This is a genomic window from Streptomyces sp. NPDC058295, from assembly GCF_042880655.1.
GTDB lineage: Bacteria > Actinomycetota > Actinomycetes > Streptomycetales > Streptomycetaceae > Streptomyces > Streptomyces coriariae.
The window spans coordinates 40,788-64,431 of sequence record NZ_JBHVYO010000012.1 but is presented as its reverse complement, the minus strand read 5'-3'; the positions used below and the strand labels follow the sequence as shown (position 1 = coordinate 64,431).

General features: G+C 70.3%; 20 protein-coding genes and 1 tRNA gene. 3 read left to right on the top strand and 18 right to left on the bottom strand.

Annotation, left to right across the window (positions count from 1 at the left end):
- Positions 1–46 precede the first annotated feature (46 nt).
- Positions 47–1,435 (bottom strand): MFS transporter, encoded by a 1,389-nt coding sequence (locus ACFVYS_RS15160; protein WP_389502204.1) that lies wholly within the window; start codon positions 1,433–1,435, stop codon positions 47–49.
- Positions 1,436–1,643: 208 nt separating this feature from the next.
- Between ACFVYS_RS15160 and ACFVYS_RS15155 the strand changes: the two genes are divergently transcribed.
- A complete protein-coding gene (locus ACFVYS_RS15155; protein WP_389502202.1) occupies positions 1,644–2,582 on the top strand; it encodes a helix-turn-helix transcriptional regulator in 939 nt (312 codons plus the stop codon).
- A 90-nt stretch (positions 2,583–2,672) separates the two neighbouring features.
- Here the strand turns inward: ACFVYS_RS15155 and ACFVYS_RS15150 are convergent.
- From ACFVYS_RS15150 to ACFVYS_RS15120, 7 genes are all read right to left on the bottom strand, one after another.
- A tRNA-Ala gene (locus ACFVYS_RS15150) sits at positions 2,673–2,745 on the bottom strand.
- Positions 2,746–2,837: 92 nt separating this feature from the next.
- Positions 2,838–3,512 (bottom strand): histidine phosphatase family protein, encoded by a 675-nt coding sequence (locus ACFVYS_RS15145; protein ID WP_389502200.1) that lies wholly within the window; start codon positions 3,510–3,512, stop codon positions 2,838–2,840.
- Complete coding sequence (gene rsfS / locus ACFVYS_RS15140) at positions 3,509–3,964, bottom strand: ribosome silencing factor (protein WP_389502198.1); 456 nt, start codon at positions 3,962–3,964, stop codon at positions 3,509–3,511. Before rsfS ends, ACFVYS_RS15145 begins: the two co-directional genes overlap by 4 nt.
- Positions 3,965–4,083: 119 nt before the next feature.
- Entirely contained in the window at positions 4,084–5,955 is a 1,872-nt protein-coding gene (locus ACFVYS_RS15135; protein ID WP_389502196.1) for an LCP family protein, read from the bottom strand.
- A 16-nt stretch (positions 5,956–5,971) separates the two neighbouring features.
- Positions 5,972–6,598, bottom strand: coding sequence for a nicotinate-nucleotide adenylyltransferase (nadD, locus tag ACFVYS_RS15130; protein WP_054244897.1), 627 nt, complete (start codon positions 6,596–6,598; stop codon positions 5,972–5,974).
- 97 nt (positions 6,599–6,695) lie between these two features.
- On the bottom strand, positions 6,696–6,860 hold the full coding sequence (locus ACFVYS_RS15125; RefSeq protein ID WP_107450361.1) for a hypothetical protein: 165 nt from the start codon (positions 6,858–6,860) through the stop codon (positions 6,696–6,698).
- A 107-nt stretch (positions 6,861–6,967) separates the two neighbouring features.
- Entirely contained in the window at positions 6,968–7,129 is a 162-nt protein-coding gene (locus ACFVYS_RS15120) for a hypothetical protein (RefSeq protein ID WP_020127786.1), read from the bottom strand.
- Positions 7,130–7,284: 155 nt separating this feature from the next.
- Between ACFVYS_RS15120 and ACFVYS_RS15115 the strand changes: the two genes are divergently transcribed.
- On the top strand, positions 7,285–8,436 hold the full coding sequence (locus ACFVYS_RS15115; RefSeq protein ID WP_389502423.1) for a M48 family metallopeptidase: 1,152 nt from the start codon (positions 7,285–7,287) through the stop codon (positions 8,434–8,436).
- Positions 8,437–8,490: 54 nt separating this feature from the next.
- On the opposite strand, the gene ACFVYS_RS15110 is transcribed toward ACFVYS_RS15115, so the two are convergent.
- The 5 genes from ACFVYS_RS15110 to proB all read right to left on the bottom strand — a co-directional run bounded on the left by ACFVYS_RS15110 (position 8,491) and on the right by proB (position 13,487).
- Positions 8,491–9,561, bottom strand: a complete 1,071-nt coding sequence (locus tag ACFVYS_RS15110) for a hypothetical protein (protein WP_389502193.1) — start codon at positions 9,559–9,561, stop codon at positions 8,491–8,493.
- Between the two features lie 66 nt (positions 9,562–9,627).
- Positions 9,628–10,236, bottom strand: coding sequence for a hypothetical protein (locus tag ACFVYS_RS15105; protein WP_389502191.1), 609 nt, complete (start codon positions 10,234–10,236; stop codon positions 9,628–9,630).
- A gap of 67 nt (positions 10,237–10,303) precedes the next feature.
- Complete coding sequence (locus ACFVYS_RS15100; RefSeq protein WP_389502189.1) at positions 10,304–11,590, bottom strand: glutamate-5-semialdehyde dehydrogenase; 1,287 nt, start codon at positions 11,588–11,590, stop codon at positions 10,304–10,306.
- 95 nt (positions 11,591–11,685) lie between these two features.
- On the bottom strand, positions 11,686–12,243 hold the full coding sequence (locus ACFVYS_RS15095) for a hypothetical protein (RefSeq protein WP_389502187.1): 558 nt from the start codon (positions 12,241–12,243) through the stop codon (positions 11,686–11,688).
- Positions 12,244–12,380: 137 nt separating this feature from the next.
- Positions 12,381–13,487 carry a glutamate 5-kinase gene (proB, locus tag ACFVYS_RS15090; RefSeq protein ID WP_389502421.1) on the bottom strand — a complete coding sequence of 369 codons (1,107 nt, stop codon included), beginning with the start codon at positions 13,485–13,487 and terminating at the stop codon, positions 12,381–12,383.
- A 237-nt stretch (positions 13,488–13,724) separates the two neighbouring features.
- On the opposite strand from proB, the gene ACFVYS_RS15085 reads away from it, so the two are divergent.
- Entirely contained in the window at positions 13,725–15,125 is a 1,401-nt protein-coding gene (locus tag ACFVYS_RS15085; protein WP_389502185.1) for a polysaccharide pyruvyl transferase family protein, read from the top strand.
- A 138-nt stretch (positions 15,126–15,263) separates the two neighbouring features.
- On the opposite strand, the gene ACFVYS_RS15080 is transcribed toward ACFVYS_RS15085, so the two are convergent.
- From ACFVYS_RS15080 to obgE, 5 genes are all read right to left on the bottom strand, one after another.
- Positions 15,264–16,490, bottom strand: coding sequence for a glycosyltransferase family 2 protein (locus tag ACFVYS_RS15080; RefSeq protein WP_389502183.1), 1,227 nt, complete (start codon positions 16,488–16,490; stop codon positions 15,264–15,266).
- A 176-nt stretch (positions 16,491–16,666) separates the two neighbouring features.
- Positions 16,667–18,736, bottom strand: coding sequence for a hypothetical protein (locus tag ACFVYS_RS15075; RefSeq protein ID WP_389502419.1), 2,070 nt, complete (start codon positions 18,734–18,736; stop codon positions 16,667–16,669).
- Between the two features lie 186 nt (positions 18,737–18,922).
- A complete protein-coding gene (locus tag ACFVYS_RS15070; RefSeq protein ID WP_389502181.1) occupies positions 18,923–20,422 on the bottom strand; it encodes a D-ribitol-5-phosphate cytidylyltransferase in 1,500 nt (499 codons plus the stop codon).
- A gap of 249 nt (positions 20,423–20,671) precedes the next feature.
- Entirely contained in the window at positions 20,672–21,877 is a 1,206-nt protein-coding gene (locus tag ACFVYS_RS15065) for a hypothetical protein (RefSeq protein WP_389502179.1), read from the bottom strand.
- 198 nt (positions 21,878–22,075) lie between these two features.
- Positions 22,076–23,512 carry a GTPase ObgE gene (obgE, locus tag ACFVYS_RS15060; RefSeq protein WP_389502417.1) on the bottom strand — a complete coding sequence of 479 codons (1,437 nt, stop codon included), beginning with the start codon at positions 23,510–23,512 and terminating at the stop codon, positions 22,076–22,078.
- Between the last annotated feature and the right edge of the window lie 132 nt (positions 23,513–23,644).

Sequence of the window (23,644 nt, the reverse complement as noted above, 5' to 3'; positions counted from 1 at the left end):
CGCTCCCTTCCGGCCGTTTGATTCTGCCACGCCCGGGCCAATACGGTCAGCGACGCCTCAGTACCAGTCCGGACACGGCACCCAGGGCAGCCGTCGTAGCGAGCGCGAACATGCATGTGAGAAGCGCTTCCGAAGAGGTATACGCCTCTGGGGCCCCAAGTGACTCAAGTCGCTCGAAGAACAGTGTGCCGAAGGCCGCGACACCGATCAGCTGCCCGAGCTGGGTGACCGTGGCGAGCAGTCCGCTGGCGTCCGCCGCGTCCTCCGGCCGCACCGCCGCCAGCGCCCCGGTGAGCGTCGGACTGAAGGCGAGGGCGAGCCCGACACCCACGCCGGCGTACGCCGCGTACAGCCAGGCACCGCCGTGGTCACCGCCCCGGAAGGCCAGCCCCACCCCCAGCACGGACAGCGCGGTGAGCGTGAACCCGGCCGGGGCCAGGGACCGTTGCCAGGACGCGGGCCACCTGCGCCAGGTCAGTCCGACCAGCCCGAAGACCACCGCGGTCGGCGCGAAGGTGAGGCCGGCGCGCAGCGCGCTGTAGCCGAGGCCGCCCTGGACGTGCAGGGTCAGCACGAACAGGAAGCCCCCGTTGACCGCCATGACGGCCAGCACGCGCAGGACGGCGAGACCCATCCCGGGGTGACGCAGCACACTGGGCGCGATCAGTGGGGCGCCGCCCCGCCGGGCGAGCCGGGCCTCGTAGCCACGGAACAGCACCAGCGTGAGGACGCCGACGGCCAGCGACACCCAGGACCACAGCGGCCAGTCCGCTTCCTGTCCGAGCACCAGCGGCACCGTGATCAGTGACACGGCGGCGCCCAGAAGCACGAGGCCGGGCCAGTCCATTCCGCGCGCTCCTTCCCGCGCCCCCGCGCCCGCCGCCGCGCGTCCCACTCCCCCACCCCGGGGCAGGACGCGCCTGCCGGCGACCAGCAGGACCAGACCCACCGGCACGTTCACGAGGAACACCGGACGCCAACCGGTGCCCAGCAGATCGGCGGCGACCAGGACACCGCCCACCACCTGCCCGGCCGCCGCGCCGACGGCGAGGACCGCCGCGTAGACGCCCAGCGCCCGCACCCGGGCCTCGCCGGTGAACGTGCGCTGGATCAGGCTGAGCACCTGCGGGATCATCACCGCCGACCCGGCCCCCTGCACCAGCCGGAACACGATCAGTTCGGTACTGCCCTGAGCCAGCCCGCAGGCCAGCGAGGCGGTCGTGAAGAGAGCGAGCCCGACGAGGTGGACCCGGCCGTGCCCGAACCGGTCGCCGAGGCGTGCGCCGGTGATCAGCAGCACCGAGTACGTGATGGCGTATCCGGCGACGACCAGCTGGAGGTCCGCGCCGGAGGCGTTCAGGTCGGAACCGATCGTGGGGGCCGCGACGTTCACGATGAAGACGTCGAGCAGTGCCATGAACTGGGCTGCGAGCACGACCGCCAGCAGCCGCCGAGGCCGATTGTCAGTGCCAGGGTCTTTACTGGCAACAGGACTTGAAGCGGGTGGAAGGGGCGCGGGGACCGGGCCCGTCCGGGGTGTCGTCGTCATGCCGTCGAGCGTGACGAGGATCCGGTACGGGTGCCGAGAGCCCGCTGATGCTGGTACTGACGGCACCTGGCAGGGGACGGACGGGGGAGCGACCATGGGGGACGTGACGACGGTGGACGTGACGACGGTGACGCGAACAGGCACGGAGACGAAGCGGGGCCCGGCGCCCAGGCCCGCGCCGGGGTCGTCGCATCGACGCCGACCCGAGCTGGCCGCGTTCCTGCGCAGCCGGCGGGCCCGGGTGACACCGGGTGACGTCGGGATGCCACCCGGGCTGCGGCGCCGCACTCCGGGACTGCGGCGCGAGGAGGTCGCACAGCTCTCGGGCGTGGGCGTGACCTGGTACACCTGGTTGGAGCAGGGCCGGCCGATCAACGCCTCCGCGCAGGTCCTGGACGCCGTGGCGCGCACCCTGCGGCTCGATCCGCCGGAGCGGGAGCATCTGTACCACCTGGCGGAAGTGCCCTACGCGTACGTGCCGGAAGCCCTGGTGCAGAGCGTGGGCCCGGAGATCCAGGGCATCATCGACGCCCTGGCACCCCGACCGGCGGTGGTCTACAACTCGCGCTACGACATCCTGGCCACCAACGCCGTCTACCACGACCTGTTCATCACGCCGGTGGAGGACTGTGCGCCGGGGCCGAGGAACGCGCTGTGGCGGCTGTTCACGGTCCGGGAGCAGGACTGCCCGCTGCTGTTCCGGGACAAGGAGCTGCCGGTGATGGTGGCGACCCTGCGGGCGTCCTACGGGCTGCACGCCGGTGAACCCGGCTGGGAGGACTTCATACGCCGGCTGTCGCAGGCGAGCCCGCTGTTCACACGGCTGTGGGAATCGGGTGACGTGGCGGAGCCCGGCCGCCGTGTGAAGGTCTTCCGGCACGAGGCGGTGGGCGAGCTGCGGATGACGTCGATGTCCCTGTCGATCAACGGAATGCCGGAGTGCCGGATCGTCGTGTACACGCCCAACGACGAGGAGACGGAGCGCCGCGCGGCCATGCTGCGGAGCGGAGCAACGAAAAATCCCGCCCCCTGAGGGGACGGGATCTTCGTGAACAGATCTCAACCGGTCACTACCGATCTTTGACAACTCAACAGAGTGTCGACCGACAGACCAGGTGATCCGTGGAGCTAAGGAGAATTGAACTCCTGACCTCCTGCATGCCATGCAGGCGCTCTACCAACTGAGCTATAGCCCCTCGCGTTCTTCCCGCTCGGCGGGCGAACAAGAAGAACTTTAGCCTGCGACCTGCCGGAAAGTGAAATCCGGGTCCCGGCGGCCGCACGGCGGTCAGTCGTCGTCGCCGAGCACCGGCTCGGGCAGGGTGCCGGCGTTGTGCTCGAGCAGGCGCCAGCCCCGCGCGCCCTCGCCGAGGACGGACCAGCAGCAGTTAGAGAGACCGCCGAGGGCCTCCCAGTGGTGGGCGTCCAGGCCGAGGAGTCGGCCGATGGTGGTGCGGATGGTGCCGCCGTGACTGACCACGACGAGCGTGCCGTCCTCGGGCAGCTTCTCGGCGTGCCGCAGCACCACGGGAGCGGCACGGTCGGCGACCTCCGACTCCAGTTCGCCGCCGCCCCGACGGACCGGCTCACCGCGCTTCCACGCGGCGTACTCGTCGCCGTGGCCGGCGATGATCTCGTCGTGCGTCAGCCCCTGCCAGAGGCCCGCGTACGTCTCACGCAGCGCCTCGTCGTGGGTGACCTCGAGGCCGGTGAGGGCGACGAGCTCGGCGGCCGTGTTCGCGGCCCGCGACAGGTCCGAGGAGACGATCGCGTCGGGCTGGAGGGAGGCGAGCAGCCGGGCGGCGCGGCGGGCCTGGGCCACGCCGGTCTCCGTCAGCTCCACGTCCGTCGTGCCCTGGAAGCGGCGCTCCACGTTCCAGGCGGTCTGGCCGTGCCGCCACAGGATGATCCGGCGGCCACGGCCCGGCTTGCGGTCGGCGGCGGTCTCCGCGGCAGCACTCACCGCAGCTCCCCGAACCCGGCGGTGTCGTCCTCCTCGGCCTCGGCGGCCTGCAGCTTGGCGTGCTCCTGGGCCTTGCCGCGGGTCGCCTTGGCGTCGGCGGGCAGGTCCAGCTCGGGGCAGTCCTTCCAGAGCCGCTCCAGAGCGTAGAAGACGCGCTCCTCGCTGTGCTGGACGTGGACGCCGATGTCGACGTAGTCGAGCAGAATCCAGCGGGCGTCGCGGTCGCCCTCACGGCGTACCGGCTTGGCGCCGAGCTCCTTGTTGAGGCGCTCCTCGATCTCGTCGACGATCGACTTGACCTGGCGGTCGTTGGGCGCGGAGGCCAGCAGGAAGGCGTCCGTGATCGACAGCACGTCGCTGACGTCGTACGCGATGATGTCGTGCGCGAGCTTGTCGGCAGCCGCCTGGGCGGCGGTCTGGATGAGCTCGATGGAGCGGTCGGTGGCGGTCACTACGTGGCTTTCCGTCGGCGGACACTTGTCCCCAAGGGTCTCACGGTCCGCCGACGGCACCCCACGTGATGCAGGGATCACCCGCGCGGGGCCGCTGCGGTCCGGCCCCACGCGCGCTCTCAGTCGGCCGACCCGGCTGCCGAGGGCTGGTAGTCCTCGCCCAGGACGACCGCGACGTCGGCGTTCGCGGAGACCGTGCCCTTCTTCACCGCGTCGGCGTCGAGTCCCAGGGTCTTGGCGACCTCGGTGGCGTTCTCCTTGCCGGCTGCGTCCGCGTAGAGCACCTGGGAGGTGGCCTTCGTGTCCGACGGGGTGCCGGCCTCCGAGAAGGTGAAACCGCCGTTCAGGAGCACCACGCGCGCGTCCTCGGTGTTGGCCTTGGTGCCGCTGGCGTTCTGGACGGAGACGCTGATGGCCGCGTCCTTGTCGGGGCTCTTCGCGGCGCCACCGAGGACGTCCTTGACGACGCTCGCGCTGGCCTCCGCGTTGAGGGTGCCGTCGGTCTGCACGGGCAGCAGCGCGGTCTTGTAGTCGCCGCCCTTGGCGAGGTCCGCGAGCTTGGCCAGGAAGGTGCCGAGGTCCTTGTCGGTCAGCGAGGGATCGAGGATCTGCGCCAGGGTCTGGACGGTGACGGTGGCGCCCTGCGCGTCGGACGACACCTTGCGCAGCACTCCCTGCATGACCTGGCCGAACCGCTCCAGCTGGGCGTTCTGGGCCTCGCCCGGGGCGCGGTAGGTGGCGTAGGCGACGGCCGCCTTGCCGCTGAGGGTCTGCTTCTCGCCCTTGTTGACGAGGGGCGCCCCGCCCTTCTTGGCGGCCGGGTCGGGCACGGTGGCGTCGGTGTCGACGTCGATGTTGCCGACGAGGTCGACGAGGTTCTGGAGGTAGGGCGTGTCGAGCCGCCAGGTGCCCTCGATGTCGGTGCCGAGGACGGTGTCCAGCGCGTCGCGCGTACCGGCCGAGCCGTCGTCGTCGACGGACTTGGCGAGGGTCGTCGTGGTGCCGTCCTCGTCCGTGACGACGAGGGAGTTGGGCAGCAGGACCGTGGCGGCCTGCTTGGTGGTGGTGTTGTCGACGAGCAGCACCGTGGAGGTGCCGCCGCCGGTGGTGTTGTGCAGGTGGACGACGACCACGTCACGCTTCTGCGCCGCGGTGGCGGTCGTGGTGCCGGTGCCGGAGTCCGATGACGACGACAGGCCGGGCAGTTTCCCGGCGTACCAGAGGTAGCCCACTCCGCCTGCCGCGACCAGCGCCAGGACCACGGCGAGGGCGACGAGTCGGCCGCGGGCGCGGCGCTTGGCCTCCTCGCGGCGCTCGGTGCGGTTCTCGGTGAAGTTCAGCCAGTCGATGACGTCCTCGGAGTCGCCGTCGGGCTCCTCCACGAACGCGAACTGCTCGGTCCCGTAGTCCCGTTGGGGCTGTCCGGGGGCTGCGGACGCGCCGCGCCCGGCCGTCGCCGCACCGGGGCGTCCGTCGGCGTCGACGCCGGTTTCGGCCTCGGCCTCCGCCCCGGTCTCGACCGGACCGCCCTGCTGCGGGATGTAGGCGGTCTGCTCGGCGGCGCGGGGCTGTTCGACCCGGGGCTGCTGTCCGCTGGTGGCGGTCTGCCCGTAGGGGTCGTACGGGGCCTGCGTCGCCGTGCCGTAGGGGTCGTAGCCGACGGGAGCCTGCCGGCCGGTGTCGTACGGGTCGTACGCGGGCGTGGGCGGCTGACGGCCGGTGTCGTACGGGTCGTAGGCAGGCGTCTGCTGCTGGCCGCCCGTGGCGTAGGCGTCGTAGCCGTACCCCTGCTGCCCTTGGGACTGCTGCCCCTGCTGGGGAACCTGCTGACCCTGCTGGGGAACCTGCTGACCCTGCTGACCGTAGGGGTCGTAGGACTGCTGCGGCACCTGCTGTGCCGGGACCTGTCGGTAGACGGGCTGCCCGAACTCGTCGTAGCCGACGAGCTCGTACTGGTCGCCCCCGTACCCCGCGTCGTATCGGTCGTTCACCGGTACCCCTCTCGGCTCACTCGCCGCGGTACAGCTCGCGCTTGTCGATGTAGCGCACGACTCCGTCCGGCACCAGATACCAGACGGGGTCGCCCTTGGCGACTCTCGCACGGCAGTCTGTGGAGGAGATGGCGAGCGCGGGCACCTCGACGAGCGAGACACCGCCTTCGGGCAGACCGGGGTCCGTGAGGTTGTGTCCCGGCCGGGTGACGCCGATGAAGTGCGAGAGGGAGAACAGTTCCTCGCTGTCCCGCCAGGTCAGGATCTGGCCCAGGGCGTCGGCGCCGGTGATGAAGAACAGGTCGCTCTCGGGGTTGAGGGCCCGGAGGTCGCGCAGGGTGTCCACGGTGTACGTGGGGCCGCCGCGGTCGATGTCGATACGGCTCACCGAGAACTGCGGGTTCTCGGCGGTCGCGATGACCGTCATCAGGTAGCGGTCCTCGGCCGGGGAGACACTGCGGTGCGACTTCTGCCACGGCTGGCCGGTCGGGACGAACACGACCTCGTCCAGGCGGAACTGCGCGGCGACCTCACTGGCCGCCACGAGGTGTCCGTGGTGGATCGGATCGAACGTCCCGCCCATGACACCGAGGCGGCGCTTGCCAGGGTTCGACGGGCCGGTAGGCATGTCCTGCTCTCCCATGCGTGCAGACCCTACCGGCCCGGTCCCGGGGCCCCGGCCGGCGGATGCCCGGAGCGCCCCGCTATGCCGGACTGCCCGTCGGTGAACACGTCGTGTCTCAGCGGTCGCGGTTGAAGCGGGTGGTGATCCACAGCAGGAGCAGCAGGATGAGGAAAGCGCTGCCGCCGGTGACCAGCGGGCTGAGGCTCTCGTGGTTGCCACCGTGTTCCTCGCCCTCGGCGGCGAGAGTGACCAGCTGGGCAGCGGCGCTGTGAAGGCTCATCTTCGGCAGGACCTATCCGGTGGGCGGGATAAAGATGTCGGCCCATGGTAAGCGGGCGCCCGCGCGGCGATCACGCCGACTCCGCCATTGGGAACCTTCCCGGCGGCTCAGTCGTCTTTCCGCTTGTAGCCCCGCAGCAGGAACCACGCGGTGAGCACGCAGCCCAGGATCATCACGACCAGTACGACGCGGAGCAGATTCCCCGCCCCCTGCTGCTGAGCGGCGCCGGCGGCTTCGGTGAGCCAGGCGGCTGCGGGGTGGTGCTCCATGGGGCGGGACTCCTTCGGTGTAGTGCCCGTCCACGGTAACTCCGCCTAGGCTGGGATCCGCTTCGGGGGCGCAAAGGGCCGCACAAGGGTCCGTAAAGGGTCAGGCAGAGGCCACACAGCAGGTAGCGGCCACACAGACGCACATGGGGGAAGACATGTCCGACGACGGCCACGAGCAGAACGGCACCGGCCACGAGAACGTGCCCAGCAGGCAGCGCAGGCGCTTCCCGGGAATCTCCTCCCGTGCGTACGAGCACCCGGCCGACCGCTCCGCCCTGGTGGCGCTGCGCAAGCTGAGCGGCTTCGACACCGTGTTCAAGGCGCTCAGCGGGCTGTTGCCCGAGCGGAGCCTGCGGCTGATGTTCCTGTCCGACTCGGTACGGGTCTCCGACCAGCAGTTCGCGCACCTCAACGACATGCTGCGGGACGCCTGTTACATCCTGGACCTGGAGAAGGTCCCGCCGATGTACGTCACCCAGGACCCGCAGCCCAACGCGATGTGCATCGGTCTGGACGAGCCGATCATCGTGGTCACCACCGGGCTCGTCGAGCTGCTCGACGAGGAGGAGATGCGCGCGGTCGTCGGCCACGAGGTGGGCCACGCCCTCTCCGGACACGCCGTGTACCGCACGATCCTGCTGTTCCTGACGAGCCTGGCGATCCGGATCGCGTGGATTCCGCTGGGCAACCTCGCGATCATGGCGATCGTCACGGCGCTGCGCGAGTGGTTCCGCAAGTCGGAGCTCTCCGCCGACCGGGCGGGTCTTCTCGTCGGCCAGGACCTGAAGGCCTCGATGCGCGGCCTGATGAAGATCGCCGGCGGCAACCACCTGCACGAGATGAACGTGGACGCGTTCCTGAAGCAGGCCGAGGAGTACGAGGCGGGCGGCGACCTGCGCGACTCCGTGCTGAAGATCCTCAACGTGCTGCCCCGCACGCATCCCTTCACCACCGTGCGCGCGGCCGAGCTGAAGAAGTGGGCCGAGTCCCGCGACCACCAGCGGATCATGGACGGCCACTACCCGCGGCGCACCGAGGACAAGGACACCTCGGTCACGGACTCCTTCCGCGAGTCCGCGAGCCACTACGCGACGAGCGTCAAGAGCTCCAAGGACCCGCTGATGAAGCTGGTCAGCGACCTCGCGGGCGGGGCGGGCGACCTGGGCGGCCGGGTGCGGCGCGGCTTCGGCGGGTTCGCGGGCTCGGCTCCCGCGGAGGACCAGCCCCCGAGGAACGGCTCGGCCGGATCGGACGCAGCGGACGGCTCGGACGGGCCTACGGACACGCCTCCGCGCGCCGACAACTGATCCGCAGCACGGCCCGGAGCGAAGTCACACCCTGGGCTGTGGCCCGGAGCGAAGTCACACCCTGGGCTGGGCGCTCGTCGCCAGCGATCCGCACAGGGCCGTCGCGCCGCCCGTCGCGTAGGGGTCCGTGCCGGCCGGGCCGCCCGTCTTGGCGGTCTGGCCGGCCAGCAGGGGTCGCAGGTGGTTCGTGGAGTCCTCGGCGCAGGACAGCGGGCCGGCCTGGACGTAGGACACGATCAACTGGACCTGGTGGGTGCGCAGGTCGGTGCGGTCGAAGCGGAAGTGCAGCTCGCGGCGGACGGTGAAGAGGGAGGCCGAGGTGTCGGCGCCCGCGCCGGCCGGCCGCAGCGCGTACACGAAGGTATGGTCCGCGGTGACCTCGAGGGTCGCGGAGTCGGTCTCGGCTGCCTGGAGCGTGCCCTGGACGCGGATGTCGCTGTCGGCCAGCTGGGCCTGGGCGGGGTCGAAGCGGACCAGCCAGCCGGTCGGCGCGTGCCGGCCGTCGGCGGCCGGATGGCTGAAGCTCTCGTCGAACTGGTCGAGCTGCTCGGCGGCGACCAGGGCCCGCACGGGCCGCACCTGCTGCCGGGTGAGCACCTCGGGGTAGAGGGAGGAGTGCACGATGTACTCCTTGGCCGCGGTCAGGGCGGTGACGACCTGGCTGTCGGAGAAGTGCGCGGTGCGCCGCGAGGCGGGCAGCGGGATGCCCTCGGCGCCGATACGGAAGTGCGCGGCGGGACTGTGCGCGAACAGCGACTCGGCGTCGGCCGCGCCGGGCACGACGCCCTGCGGGGAGAGCGGGATGACGGTCATCCGCAGGGGTTCGACGGACCGGCGGGCCACGGAGCTCTGGTAGGGGTTGCGGACGCCCATGTAGATGGCGGTCCCGAAGGCGACGGCGATCAGCATGACCAGGATCAGTACCTGCCGCGACAGGCCCCGGCGCCTGGGCGGTCTGCGGCGGACGGCGGGCGCGTGGTCGGCCATGCGCTCCTGCGCGGAGTACTCCTGGATGCGGGCAGCACGGACGAACGATTCGTCGAAGACGACGGATCGGTACTCGTCCTCTCCACCTCCGGGAGTGCCCTCGGGTGTCCCCTCCGGTGGGTCTCCAGGCCCGGCCATACTTTCAGAGTAGGTCGCACGGACCTCAGGTAAACGCCCTGCCGCACGACAACTTCTGACAGATGCTCAGGGCGTGCGCGGAACCGCCGAGACAGGTGGCCGGGAGTAGTCGGCGGACGCCGAGGGAGGCGGCACGCTCCCCTGTTCGAGACCGGTGGTGGCGGGCGAGGGCAACTGGTCCCGGCTGCTCGACGAGGCGCCCCGGTAGACCGCGGCAAAGGCCAGCGCGACCATGCCGACACCCATGACGACGGCGAGCATCCAGGCGACGGGGCGATGCCAGCGGACCTGCCTGCCGTATGCCCCGGGGGCGCCGTAGCGGCGTTCCCACGCCTCGGGGTCGGCGTCGTCCAGCTCGTCGAGATCGGGATCATGGCCGAAATCGCCGGGTCCGTCGGAACCGTAGGCATCGTCGTAGTGGTCGCCTCTGGCGCGGGCCCGGCGGGCCTCGGCCTCGGAGGCCTCGGCTCTCGCCTCCGCGGCGGCCAGGAGGCGCTCCACGGCGGTCGGCTCGTGTACCACGGCCGCCTTGACGAACGCCTCGTCGAAGACCACGGAGGCGAACTCTTCGTCCGACACCCCGCGGTCGTGGTCGTCGTCGGGCTCCCAGCCGTCAGGAAACGGCCTGCCCCCCACGTCCTCCGGCACGAATCCAGAGTAGACCTGGGGGGTCAATTTGGGCAGTCGGTAGGCAAATTCATCCGCCGGATGAGACACCTCTCACGACGCCCCGGAGGGGGTTTCAGCGCCGTACGTGCCCGTCGCCCGTGACGATGTACTTGGTGCTGGTCAGCTCCGGGAGGCCCATCGGGCCCCGGGCGTGCAGCTTCTGGGTGGAGATGCCGATCTCCGCACCGAAGCCGAACTGGCCGCCGTCGGTGAAGCGGGTGGAGGCGTTCACGGCCACCGTGGTGGAGTCCACCAACTGGGTGAAACGGCGGGCGGCCTGCTGCGAGGTGGTGACGATGGCCTCGGTGTGGCCGGAGGTCCACAGCCGGATGTGCTCGACGGCCCGGTCCAGCGAGTCGACGACGGCGGCGGCGATGTCGTAGGAGAGGTACTCCGTCTCCCAGTCCTCGGGCGTGGCCTCGACCACGGTCGCCTTGGAGCCCTCGGCGTAGGCCAGCACACGCTCGTCTGCGTGCACCGTCACACCCGCCTCCGCGAGGGCGTCGAGGGCGCGCGGCAGGAACCGGGGGGCGATGTCCTGGTGGACCAGGAGGGTCTCGGCGGCGTTGCAGACGCTGACCCGGTGCGCCTTGGAGTTGATCAGGATGTCGATCGCCATGTCGAGGTCGGCGTGGGCGTCGACATAGACGTGGCAGTTGCCGGTACCGGTCTCGATGACCGGGACGGTGGACTCCGTGACCACGGTCCGGATGAGCGAGGCGCCGCCGCGCGGGATGAGGACGTCGACCAGGCCGCGGGCCCGCATCAGCTCGCGCACGCTGTCGCGGCCCTCGCCGGGCACCAGCTGTACGGCGTCGGCGGGCAGGCCGGCCCCGCCCACGGCGTCGCGGATCACCCGGACGAGGGCGGTGTTCGACTCGTAGGCGGAGGACGAGCCGCGCAGCAGGACCGCGTTGCCGGCCTTCAGGCAGAGGGCGGCGGCGTCCACGGTGACGTTCGGGCGGGCCTCGTAGATGATGCCGACGACACCGAGCGGGACGCGGACCTGGCGCAGGTCGATGCCGTTGGGGAGGGTGGAACCGCGGACGACCTCGCCGACCGGGTCGGGCAGCGCGACGACGTCCCGGACGTCCGCGGCGATGGCCCGCACCCGCTCCGGGGTGAGGGTCAGCCGGTCCACGATGGCCTCGCTGGTGCCCGCCTCACGGGCCTTGGCGATGTCCTTCGCGTTGGCCTCGACGATTTCGCTCGTACGGACCTCCAGCGCGTCCGCGATGGCGAGCAGCGCGTCGTCCTTGGCGGCCCTGGGCAGCGGCGCGAGGTCGGCGGCGGCCGCCTTGGCGCGGTAGGCGGCGCGGGTGACCGGGGACATGGAGTCGTACGGCGAGAGCGTGGTCATAAGGGAAGGGTAGTGCGCCGCGCGGGCCGGTCCACCGTTCGTTCCACACCCCGAGATGTGCCGCCGGAACACCCCGAGGCCCGTCGGCGAGCGGCTCAGTACGGGTGGACGCCGACCGGGGTCGCGGGGGCCGGTCCGTAGCCCTCCGCGATGCGCTGGTGGTAGGTCTGGCGGTCGATGACCTCCAGGCCGACGATCTCCCAGGGCGGCAGGCCGGCGGTCTGGCGGTGCTCCCCCCACAGCCGCAGGGCGACGGCGGCCGCGTCGTGCAGGTCGCGGGCCTCCTCCCAGTACCGGATCTCGGCGTGGTCGCCCGCGTACCTGCTGGTCAGGAGGAAGGAGTGGTCGTGGGCGAGCTGCTCGAGGGCCCTCCGGACCTCCTTCAGCGGGGCTTCCTCACCGGAGACGCTGAGGGTGACGTGCCACAGCCGCGGGACGTCCACGGGCTGCCCGCCCTTCGACTCGGCGCCCTCCTGGGCCAGGTACCGTTCGCCCGCCGCCACGCTGGTCAGGGCACGCTCCTCACCCGGCGCGCGCGAGGGGGCCGGACTCGCGGCGCGTGACGACGCCGGACCGGCCGCACGCGGCGCCGCCGAACCGGTTTCGCCGGTACTCCCACGGGTCGCTGCCACCCCAGGGCGCACTCGTCTCACGACGGCCTCCTTTACGCAGCGCTCGTGCGGAATGTGTCCCGCGTTCTCGGTCCCTGGAACAAAGTTGAGCAGGCCGCACGGCTCCGCGGGGCGGTTTCACGGAACGTCCCCCACCGGTACGGACCGTTCGAGCGGGTTTACGGGTGCAGGATCACCAGGTCGTCCCGGTGGACGACCTCGCGCTCGTACTCCGCGCCCAGCTCCCGCGCCAGTTCCCTGGTCGACCGCCCGATCAGCTGGGGGATCTCCTTGGCGTCGAAGTTGACGAGCCCGCGGGCCACCGCACGGCCCCGGGTGTCGCGCAGTTCGACGGGGTCCCCCGCGCTGAACTCGCCCTCGACGGCGGCGATCCCGGCCGGCAGCAGCGAGGTGCGCCGCTCGACGACCGCGCGCACCGCCCCGTCGTCCAGCGTCAGCGAGCCCTGCGGGGTGGAGGCGTGCTGGAGCCACAGCAGCCGGTCGGCGGAACGTTTGCCGGTGGAGTGGAAGTAGGTGCCGGTGTCGCCGCCGGTGAAGGCGTCGGCCGCGTGGACGGCGCTGGTGAGGACCACCGGGATGCCGGCGGCGGCCGCGATCCGGGCGGCCTCGACCTTGGTGACCATGCCGCCGGTGCCGACGCCCGCCTTGCCGGTGCTGCCGATCTCGACGTGCGCGAGGTCCTCGGGGCGCCGCACCTCGGCGATCCGCGAGGTGCCGGGCCTGCCGGGGTCGCCGTCGTACACGCCGTCGACGTCGGACAGCAGGATCAGCAGGTCGGAGTGGACGAGGTGGGCGACGAGGGCGGCGAGCCGGTCGTTGTCGCCGAAGCGGATCTCGTCGGTGGCGACGGTGTCGTTCTCGTTGACGATCGGGAACGCGCCCATCGCGAGCAGCGCGTCGAGGGTGCGCGAGGCGTTGCGGTGGTGGGCCCGCCGGCTCATGTCGTCGCTGGTCAGCAGCACCTGTCCGACACGGACGCCGTAGCGGGCGAAGGAGGCGGTGTAGCGGGCGACGAGCAGGCCCTGGCCGACGCTCGCGGCGGCCTGCTGGCGGGCGAGGTCCCGGGGTCGGCGGCGCAGGCCCAGCGGAGCCAGGCCGGCGGCGATGGCACCCGAGGAGACGAGCACGATCTCCTTCTCGCCCCCGCTGCGGCTCTTGGCGAGGACGTCGACGAGCGCGTCGACCCGGTCGGCGTCGAGCCCGCCGGAGGCGGTGGTCAGCGACGAGGAGCCGACCTTGACGACGATCCTGCGGGCCTCGCTCACGGCCTGCCTTGCCCCTGCCACCTTGGTCTTCGCTCCTCGCGTAGGTCGACGGCTGCCCGCCTGGCAATCTACGCGAACGGGGGCGGAGGCCGCGCGGGGGTTTCAGCTCGCGGACAGGCCGGCGCCGTAACCGTTCGCTCACACTTTGCGTACGGCAAAAAGGTTGTACTGGTTCCCCATGTGATTTGAAGAGAACACAAATTTATTTTGAAGTTTGTGTCACCTACAGTTCGCCCTGTGAAGCGCATACTCCTGAGATCGGGGAAGAGCCCCTTCGACGTCGTCCCGGTCGAGGAAGCCCTCCACCGCGACGTGATCGCCACCAACTCCGGCAACCTGATCTTCAGTGATGCCGCCCACAAGATCCTCACCACGCCGGACTCCGAGGTCTTCTCGAACGGCATGCGCACGGACGTGAGCGCGGCGGCCCGGATCAACGAGGAGTACGACGCCTTCGTCGTGCCCCTCGCCAACGCCTTCCGGCCGACCTTCGAGCAGCCGCTCCAGCGGCTGACCAGGCTCATCGGAAAGCTGAAGATCCCGGTCGTGGTGATGGGTGTCGGCGCGCAGACGGGTGTGACCTACGACCCGGCGCGGCTGAAGCCCATGGAGGCCAGCGTGCGCGCCTTCTGCGCGGCGGTGCTGGAGCACAGCGCCTCCATAGGTGTGCGGGGCGAGTTCACCGAGCAGTACCTGAACGACATGGGCTTCCGGGACGTCGAGGTCATCGGCTGCCCGTCGATGTTCATGCACGGCGACCGGCTGCCCGTCGAGAAGAAGACGCCGACACTGACCGCGGAGTCGCGGATCGGCATCAACGGCTCGCACACCGCGGTGCGCGGCGGCGGTCTGCACAAGGTCATCACCCGTACCCACGAGCGCTACCCGAACCTGCGCTACATAGGTCAGAACCTCACCGACGCCAAGCAGCTGCACTGGCGGGACGTCGACTCCCCGGCCGGTCGGATCACCGAGATGCCGACCCACCCCGACCACCCGATGTACCGGGAGGACAAGGCCCGGGTCTACATAGACCCGATCACCTGGATCGACGACCTGCGGGACTTCGACTACTCGTTCGGCTCGCGTATCCACGGCAACATCGCGGCGCTGCTGGCGGGCACGCCCGCGACCGTGCTGGCCTTCGACTCGCGCACGCTGGAGCTGTGCCGTTACTTCGAGATACCGCACCGGCTGCTCAGCGAGGTGCCCGCGGACCTCGACCCGGCCGACCTCTACGAGGAGGCCGACTTCAGCGGGCTCTCCGGTAACCACAAGGAGCGCTTCGACCGGTTCACCGCGTTCCTGGACAAGAACGGGCTGCCGAACACCTTCACCCACGGCGACGGCGGCGTGGCCTTCGAGAAGAAGCTGCGCTCGCTGTCCTTCCCGCCGGGCGTGCGCCCCTGGAACGACACCGACCTCGCCTCGCTGGCCGGCCGGTTCGGCTGGCTCCAGCAGCGCATCACCGAACTGGACACCCAAAACGCCCAGTTGAAGCGGGACCTGGCGAAGAGCCGGCCCGGCGCGAAGGCCGCGGCCAAGGCCGCCGCGGTCATCCCCGCCCCGTCCATCTACCGTCGCGCGAAGCGCGCCGTGGGTGTCCCGCTGCGCCGCGCGCTGAAGCCGGGCAAGTAGACCCCGCCGAGCACGAGCGAACGGCACCACGGCCGGGCCACACCACGACCGGACGACACCAGGCAGGGCGGCGCACGACCGCACAGCACACGGCACACGGCCGGGCGGCACCACGGCACGGCGGCACCGCACGCGGTCTCACGCGGCCGCCGTGCCGCCCGGACGCATCGGGCGCCGGAGCCGGCGAAGCCTGCGGCGGACCTTGCGGACGAAGCCGCGGAGGAAGGTCTCGGTCGGGTCCTTGCGCCAGCCGGGGAAGTCCTTCGCCTCGCGGGGCTCGGCCAGGTAGATCCGGTCGGGCAGGCCGGCCGTGCGGGAGCCGTAGTGCGGGTAGGCCAGGTAGAGCTGGGTGTTGCGCTTCTTCAGGACCGGGACCGGCTCGCTCTTGGCCTTGATGAACTCGAGGACGTCCACGAGGAGTTCGGGGCGCTGCCGGGCCACCAGCTCCAGACGCAGCCGCTCGTGGACCCGGAGCCGCTGGGCGACGCCCTCGTTCCAGTAGGTGTCCATCAGCGGCTTGGCCAGCTCCATCTTGGTGCGCCGGATCTCCTCGTCGTTCCTGAGGAAGACGGGCCCGAACTGCGGCAGCACGGTGACGAGGAAGGGGCGGACCATGAGCACGTCCCGCTTGGCGCCGGGCGGGACGAGCCGCTCCAGCAGGCCCATCAGGGCGCGCGCGGAGTCGAAGCGCAGGGTGTAACTCCCGCTCTTCGTCACATGCTTGCCGTCGGTGCGGCCCACCAGGTAGTAGCAGGTGTAGTCGGCGACCACGGAGACACCGTCGGCCCGCAGATAGGCCTCCATCGTGAACAGGGCGTCCTCGCCCGTCCACAGCGACTCGTCGAAGCGCATGCCGTGGCGCTCCAGGAACTCCCGGCGGAACAGCTTCTGCGCGCTGAGGGTGAACTTGATGTTGGAGGAGTAGACGTCCGTACGGTCGAGGGTCTCGCCCCACATCGACTTCGGCGGCTTGCGGTTGATGCCCTCGACCCGGCCGAGGACCACGTCCGTGCCGTTGCGGTCGGCCATGGCCACCATGCGCTCCAGGGCCTCGGCGCCGAGCCGGTCGTCGGCGTCGAGGAAGAAGACGTAGCGCCCGGTGGCCTTGGAGAGGCCGACGTTGCGCGGGCCGCTGGGGCCGCCGGAGTTCTCCTGGCGGATCACGGTGACGGCCATGGGCACGCGGGCGGCGAACTCCTCCAGGTACTCCCCGGTGCCGTCCCGGGAGCCGTCGTCCACCGCTATGACCTCCAGGCGCGCCGCGTCCAGGGTCTGTGCCTCGACCGATGCCAGGCATTCGACCAGATACGGCATCGCTTCGTACGCCCCGATGACCACCGTGACGTCAGGCTGCGCAGCGGTCACTTTTCCCTCTCATCACGCACCGGTTCCCCCGCATGAACACTTTGGATACCCGGTAGACGATGGATGAACGGGGTGGGTTGCCTGGGTTTCGGTACGTGTCCCACATCACAGAACGCGACTGAGGCCGGGCCCCCGGAGAGTTCTCTCCGGGGGCCCGGCCTCAGGAAACACCGGCGTCAGCCGGCCGTAACGCCCTTGGCATCCTTGGGCAGTTCCGTCGCGTCGTCCGGCGCGGCACCGACCGCGTTGTCCGCCGAGGCGGCGTGCGACTCCTGGCCCACATTGCGTGCCTCGGCCTTCAGCGCGAGGTCGGTGATCGCGGTGTCGAACTGTTCGAGCGAGGTGGGCTCGTCGGGTCCGAGCAGGTACTCCTTGAGTTCCTTGCGGTCCTTGGCCAGCAGATCGGCGGCCGGGTTGGCGACCGCGTCGAGCAGCTGGTCCAGCTCGGCGGCACTGTTGGTGAGGATCACCGCCGCGCGCACGGCGGTGTTCTGCCGCCTGAACTCCTCGGCGCCCAGCTCCGCGGAGTCCGCGACCGCATACGGCTTGCCGCTCGCGATGAAGTCGGAGACCACGCTGGAGATGTCCGAGACCATCGCCTCGGAGGCGTTGAAGCAGTCGTACAGGCGGGGTCCGGCGCCGGTGATCACCCGGTGCTCGAAGGAGGGGAAGGAGCGCCAGTAGGTCTCGTTCCACTCGGCGCGCAGCCGGGCGGCCTCCTGGTGCTTGCGGACGTCGACGATGCCGTCACGGCTCGTCACGGCCTCGTCGGCGCGCTCGTCGAACGCGAGGGAGAGACCGTCCAGTCGGGCCTTGAGGCGGGTCAGCTCCGCCTTCGCCTTGGCCTCGGACGCCGGGTCGGCGGTGAAGCGGGGGTCGCCCGCGCGCTGGGCGGCGGCCTTCTTGATCAGGGCGGTGATCCGCCGGTGCGCGGCGCCCGCCTTGGCGCTGCGGGTGCCGGTGAAGGGGTGCGGCTTGTACAGGACGCGGACCGGGGGATCGGCCGCGACCAGCTTCTTCACAATGTTCTCGCCGGCCAGCAGGAGCGAGGTGTTGCCCGGGTTGTCGTCCCAGCCCTCCCAGGTGGGCGCGTACAGGACCGTCGGGATACGTCCCGCGGGCGTGCCCTGCGAGGTCCTGATCGGCGCCAGCTGCGGTCGGCCGACCTCGACGATGTCCTCGTCGCGGATGCCGACGTCGGCGATGGCGTAGCGGTCGCGGCCCGCGCGGCCGGCGGTCCACACCTCGTCGTAGACCTTGCTGAACGGGTTGACGCTGGCGAGCTTGTCGCTGTCGCCGTGGCCGATGAAGACGTGCTTCATGGTCGGCACCCGCAGCAGGTGGATGTTCTTGCCGACGTTCGCGCAGTACAACGCGACCCGCACCATGGACAGGTCCATGTTCATCAGGTGCACCCCCCCGGGCACGCAGATGACAGGGACCGAGGTGGGCGCCATCTTCTCCAGGACGGTGCGCTCACGCAGGATGACCAGCGGCCGGGACTCCATCTGCTCCATGGTCTCCAGCCACATGTTGACCTGGTAGGCGGAGTCGTCGGAGCCGGAGAAGTACAGCACCGTCTGCGGCCGGTACTCGCGCAGCCAGGCACTGACCGTGCCGAGCACCTTGTCGGCCTTCGGCGGCAGCCGCTTCGCCCTCAGGTGCGGCACCAGCGCCAGCACGTACAGCGCGCCCAGGCCCAGGGTGACGCCGATGCCGGCGAAGCCCGCGGCCTCGGAGTCGGTGACCGCGCTGACGAGCAGACCCACGACGGCCGCGAGGTCGAGGTGGAGCATCTTCACGGTGGCGCGGCTCAGCAGCCGGCGCGGCGGCGCGTCGGGGATGCGCAGCCTGGAGGCCAGGTCGACGTTCCTGGTCACGACCGGCATCTGACGGCGCTTGCCGATCAGGGTGATCAGCGCGCCGTGCGGGGCCTGGAGACCGAAGAACACCGTGAAGCACGCGATCGCCGCGTAGAAGACCGGCTCCTGGGAGAGGTCGAGTCTCGCCAGCAGCAGGATCAGCAGCAGCTCGCGGACCAGGAACCGGGTGGACAGACCGGCCCGCACCTTGCCCAGGAGGGCGATGAGGCGACTGCCTTTGCGGTGGAGGTAAAGGTCCGCCAGGTACGTCACGGCGGCCGCGGCGGCGAAGGCGGGGGCGCTCGGAACGAGCGCGGCCGCCATGAGGCCGGGGTAGCCCAGCATCATGAGGACCGCCGCGGCCAGTTCGGCCGCGCTGCCCACCCGGGCTACGCGAATAGCGGTGGATATCACGGAGAAACCTGCTCTGGGAGGGGGCCGGTCAGAGGTACTAAAAGTCCGGAAAATCCTTTGTGAAGGTTTCGGGAATTTTACGGATCAGGCCTCTGTGAATTCTCCGTAAACAGGGAGTCACAGAGGCCTGAAAAATCGATGGCTATTTACGCGGGATTATGCCATGCCATCCTGTCGGTCGAGCACTCCGGCCAGGGCCTGCTCGAAGTCCGACGCCCGGCCGGCGGCCGCCGTCGGGTCCTGCTGGCGGACGTCGATCACGTGTCCGGTGAGTTCGGAGAGCAGCACGTCGAGCGAGGTGCGGGCGACGGCCTCGGAGGAGAGCAGACTGCCCGAGGGCTCCTGCCCGAAGGCCTTGGTGCGCATGGGTGTGGCCGTGCGTTCGGGGTTGACGCAATTCACCCGGATGCCGTCACCGGCCCACTCGTCGGAGAGGGCCTGGGTGAGGTTCACCATGGCCGCCTTGGTCGAGGAGTACAGGCTGTACTCGGCACGTCCCCGGGTGTAACTGCTGGAGGTGTACAGCAGCAGCTGGCCCTTCGTCTCCGCCAGGTACTTGTACGCCGAACGTGCGATCTGCACCGGTGCCAGGTAGTTGACTTTCAGCGCTTCCTCGATGGTCGCGTTGTCGGTCTCGGCCAGCTTGCCGATGCGCAGCACGCCCGCGGTGTTGACGACGTAGTCGATGCGCCCGGTCTCGTTGTAGGCCTTGGACAGCGCGTCGTCGACCTCCTCCGGGTTCTCCACGTGCGTGCCGGTGGTGGAGCGGCCCAGCGCGTAGACCTTGGCCCCGTAGGACTCGGCGAGTTCGGCGATGTCCTTGCCGATGCCGTACGAACCGCCGAAGACGACCACGGTCTTGCCGGTGAGGAGCTCGCGGTAGACCTCCTCGCCCATCTGCTCGGGGGCGGCCGAGGAGGCCAGCTGGAAGAGCTTGTCGGCGATGAAGACGTCGACCGGCTGGGTCACCTTCATGTTGTACTCGTCACCCGCGACGACGTGGATCGGCACGTCGGGCAGGTAGCGCAGCACGACGGTGCAGTCGTCGGTGGCCTGGAAGTTCGGGTCGCCCGCCGCCACCTCGTAGGCCCGGCGGATGGTGGACAGCTTGAACGCCTGCGGGGTCTGACCGCGGCGCAGCCGGGAGCGGTCCGGGATCTCGGTGATGAACTCGCCGTCCTCGCCGTGCGTGCGCGTGACGATGATGGTGTCCGCGGACGGGATGGCGACGTCGACCGCCTGGTAGCGCTCCAGCGCCGTGACGCAGTCGTCGATGACCCGCCGCGAGAGCAGGGGGCGCACGGCGTCGTGGAAGAGGACGTTGAGGTCCTCGCCGTCGGCCAGCCCCTCGCCCAGGGCCGCGATGGCGCGCTCGGTGGTCTCGTTCCGCGTGGAGCCGCCCTCGATGATCTTCCGGACCTTCTTGAAACCGGCCTTGGACACGATCTTCTCGATGTCCGACACATAGCCCGGTGCCATCAGCACGATGATCTCGTCGACCGAGTCGGCCTTCTCGAAGGTGGTCAGGGTGTGCTCGATGACTGCCTTGCCGGCGATCTTCAGCAGCTGCTTGGGGATCGACAGACCCACCCGCTGACCGGTGCCACCGGCCAGGATCACTGCGGTGGTACGGGGCTTGGCTATGTGCTGGGACACAGAGGACCTACCTTGGGGCGACAGGGAACGGGGAAATGGTCCCACTTGCGGTAACCGCAATGCAAGGTGAGCGCCGTTCGCTGCAAATGTGCACGCAACCCGGCATTCACCTTGCGTCGCCGGTGATTGCTTGAACACCGACGCGGCTTCCCATGGATGGTCCCTGGAAATCCTGTGAGTTACTCCACAGGAAGTATGTCATTGCCGAGAGTGACGGAGCGCCACGGACACGGGCGGCGCCGGACGGTGTCAGTGCCGCCGCAACCGCTTGAGGCAACGGTGCCCGAGAACCCGCACGAGCTCCTTCGACGAGGTCTGGTGCACCGCGCGCGCCGCGCCCCCGCCGGGCGCCGCGGCCACCGCGGCGAGCGCCCCGTACAGGGCCTGAGCGGCCACCTCGGGAGCGATCCGGGCCTCCCCCGGCCCTCGCCCGGCGGACTCGGGCACAGCGGACGGAGCGGACAGCAGGGCCGGGTCACCGATCACCCGCACCCCCGTCGACCCGATCCGGTCGGCCATCTCGGCGCCGATCCCGGTGGCCGCCCGGACCGCCCAGTCGGGTGTGGAGATCCTCACGTCCTGTGAGGTGGGACTGCACGTGTTCTTCATATGCATGACCGCGCCGTTACGAACCAGCAGGGAATAGAGCTCGTCAGGGAGGCCATTACCGCGGAATTCCTTGTTGAGGTTGCGCAGCATTTCGGTCTCGGCGAGGGTGAGAGATCGATTCGCCGTGTCCGGAACGGGCTGAAGGAGATTGGCGGGCAGTCCGAGCAGTCCCTCGAAGACCCGCATGAGCCCGCCCCGGTCCCGGTCGTCCACCACGACGACGGTGACCCGGTCGGCCCCGACCACCCGCACCCACCGCTCGACCAGCCGGTCGTGCCGGTGCCGGCGCCAGAAGCTGGGGGTGGGCTTCTCGTAGGGGGCCTTGCGGAGCATGTGCTCCAGCCACTCCTCGTAGCCCATGCGCAGGCCGTTCTGCACGTACTGCTGCCACTGCGAGGGCATGATCCGCACCAGCGGGCGCAGGGTGACCAGCACCTGCACCGACTCCCCGCCGAGCTGCTCGACGATCCGCCCGGCGGTCGCGTCGTCCGGGGCGTCGGCGAAGAACTCGCTGCTGATCACGCAGGTGTGGCGGCCGGTGGCGTGCACCTGGTCCACGAGCCGCGTCCAGTGCCGTTCGGTGGGCGTGGTGTCGCCGATCATCCCGGTCCGCGAGCAGGCCGCCAGCACGGCCTGCATCGGATGTCTGCTCTGCGCCGGGTACACGACGCCGTACGCCGGCAGCTTCTCCTTCGCCGCGAAGAGGGCGCCCTGGATCGAGGTGGTCCCGGTCTTGTGCGGCCCGATGTGCAGCAGGCGGGTGCCGGCGGGCAACGGGGTGGGTTTCCCGGGGGCCGGGGCGCCGTCGCTCGTACGGTCCGAGGGGTTCGTACAGTCCGTCTCCATGGTCAGAAGACGGTAAGAGGGGTTCCTTAGGGGACGCTGAGAGGAGCCTGGGGCGCAGATGAGTCCCGGGCGCCGGCCGGCGATTTCCCCGACGTCGAGAACGGGGCGGGAAACAGGAACGGCGGGACGGGGCCCCGTGCGGTTTGTGCCGCACGGGGCCCCGCCCCGCCGAATCGGTACGACCGACTACGGGATGCCTCAGAAGGGCTCGAAGCCCTCGAACTCCTGGGCTGCCTCGTCGCGTTGGGCCTGCTTGTCCCGGCGACGCGTCGTCGCGGGACGCGGCTCCTCGAAGCGGTGGTCCTCGCCTCGGCGGCCGAGCATCTCGGCGCCGGCCGTCACGGACGGCTCCCAGTCGAAGACGACCGCGTTGTCCTCGGGGCCGATGGCGACGCCGTCGCCGCCCCGGGCGCCCGCCTTCATCAACGCGGCCTCCACACCGAGGCGGTTGAGCCGGTCGGCGAGGTAGCCGACGGCCTCGTCGTTGTTGAAGTCGGTCTGCCGCACCCAGCGTTCGGGCTTCTCGCCCCGGACGCGGAACAGGCCGTCCTCCTCCAGCGTGACGGTGAAGCCGGTGTCGTCGACCGCCTTCGGACGGATGACGATCCTGGTCGCCTCCTCCTTCGGCCTGGCCGCGCGTGCGGCGCCCACCATCTCGGCGACGGCGAAGGACAGCTCCTTGAGGCCCATGTGGGCGACCGCGGACACCTCGAAGACGCGGTAGCCGCGCGCCTCCAGATCCGGCCGGACCATCTCGGCGAGGTCCTTGCCGTCCGGTACGTCGATCTTGTTCAGCACCACGAGCCGCGGCCGGTTGCCGAGGCCGCCGTACTGCTTCAGCTCCTCCTCGATCATGTCGAGGTCGGAGAGCGGGTCGCGCTCGGACTCCAGGGTCGCCGTGTCCAGCACGTGCACGAGGACGCTGCACCGCTCGACGTGGCGCAGGAACTCCAGGCCCAGGCCCTTGCCCTGGCTGGCGCCCGGGATCAGGCCCGGCACGTCGGCGATCGTGTAGACCGTGGAGCCGGCCGTCACCACGCCCAGGTTCGGGACCAGGGTCGTGAACGGGTAGTCCGCGATCTTCGGCTTGGCGGCCGACAGGACGGAGATCAGCGACGACTTGCCCGCGCTCGGGTAGCCGACGAGGGCCACGTCCGCGACCGTCTTCAGCTCCAGGACGATGTCCTGGAAGTCGCCGGGTTCGCCGAGCAGCGCGAAGCCGGGCGCCTTGCGGCGGGCCGAGGCCAGCGCCGCGTTGCCGAGGCCGCCGCGGCCGCCCTGGGCGGCGACGAACGAGGTGCCGTGGCCGACCAGGTCCGCCAGCACGTTGCCGGCCTTGTCCTGGATCACGGTGCCGTCCGGGACCGGCAGGATCAGGTCCTGGCCGTCCTTGCCGGAGCGGTTGCCGCCCTCGCCGGGCTTGCCGTTGGTGGCGCTGCGGTGGGGCTTGTGGTGGTAGTCGAGGAGCGTGGTGACCGACTGGTCGACGACCAGGATCACATCGCCGCCACGGCCGCCGTTGCCGCCGTCCGGGCCGCCGAGCGGCTTGAACTTCTCACGGTGGACGGAGGCACAGCCGTGGCCTCCGTTACCCGCGGCGACATGCAGTTCGACGCGGTCCACGAAGGTGGTCATGGTGGGTGCCTCCAGCACTACGAAAACGTAAGGAACTATCTACTGCTCTAACACGCGAAAGGCGGACCCGCCTTCCCGGAAGGGAAGTGAGGTCCGCCTCGCGAAACGTTCGGTCGAAGCCGTGAATCAGAG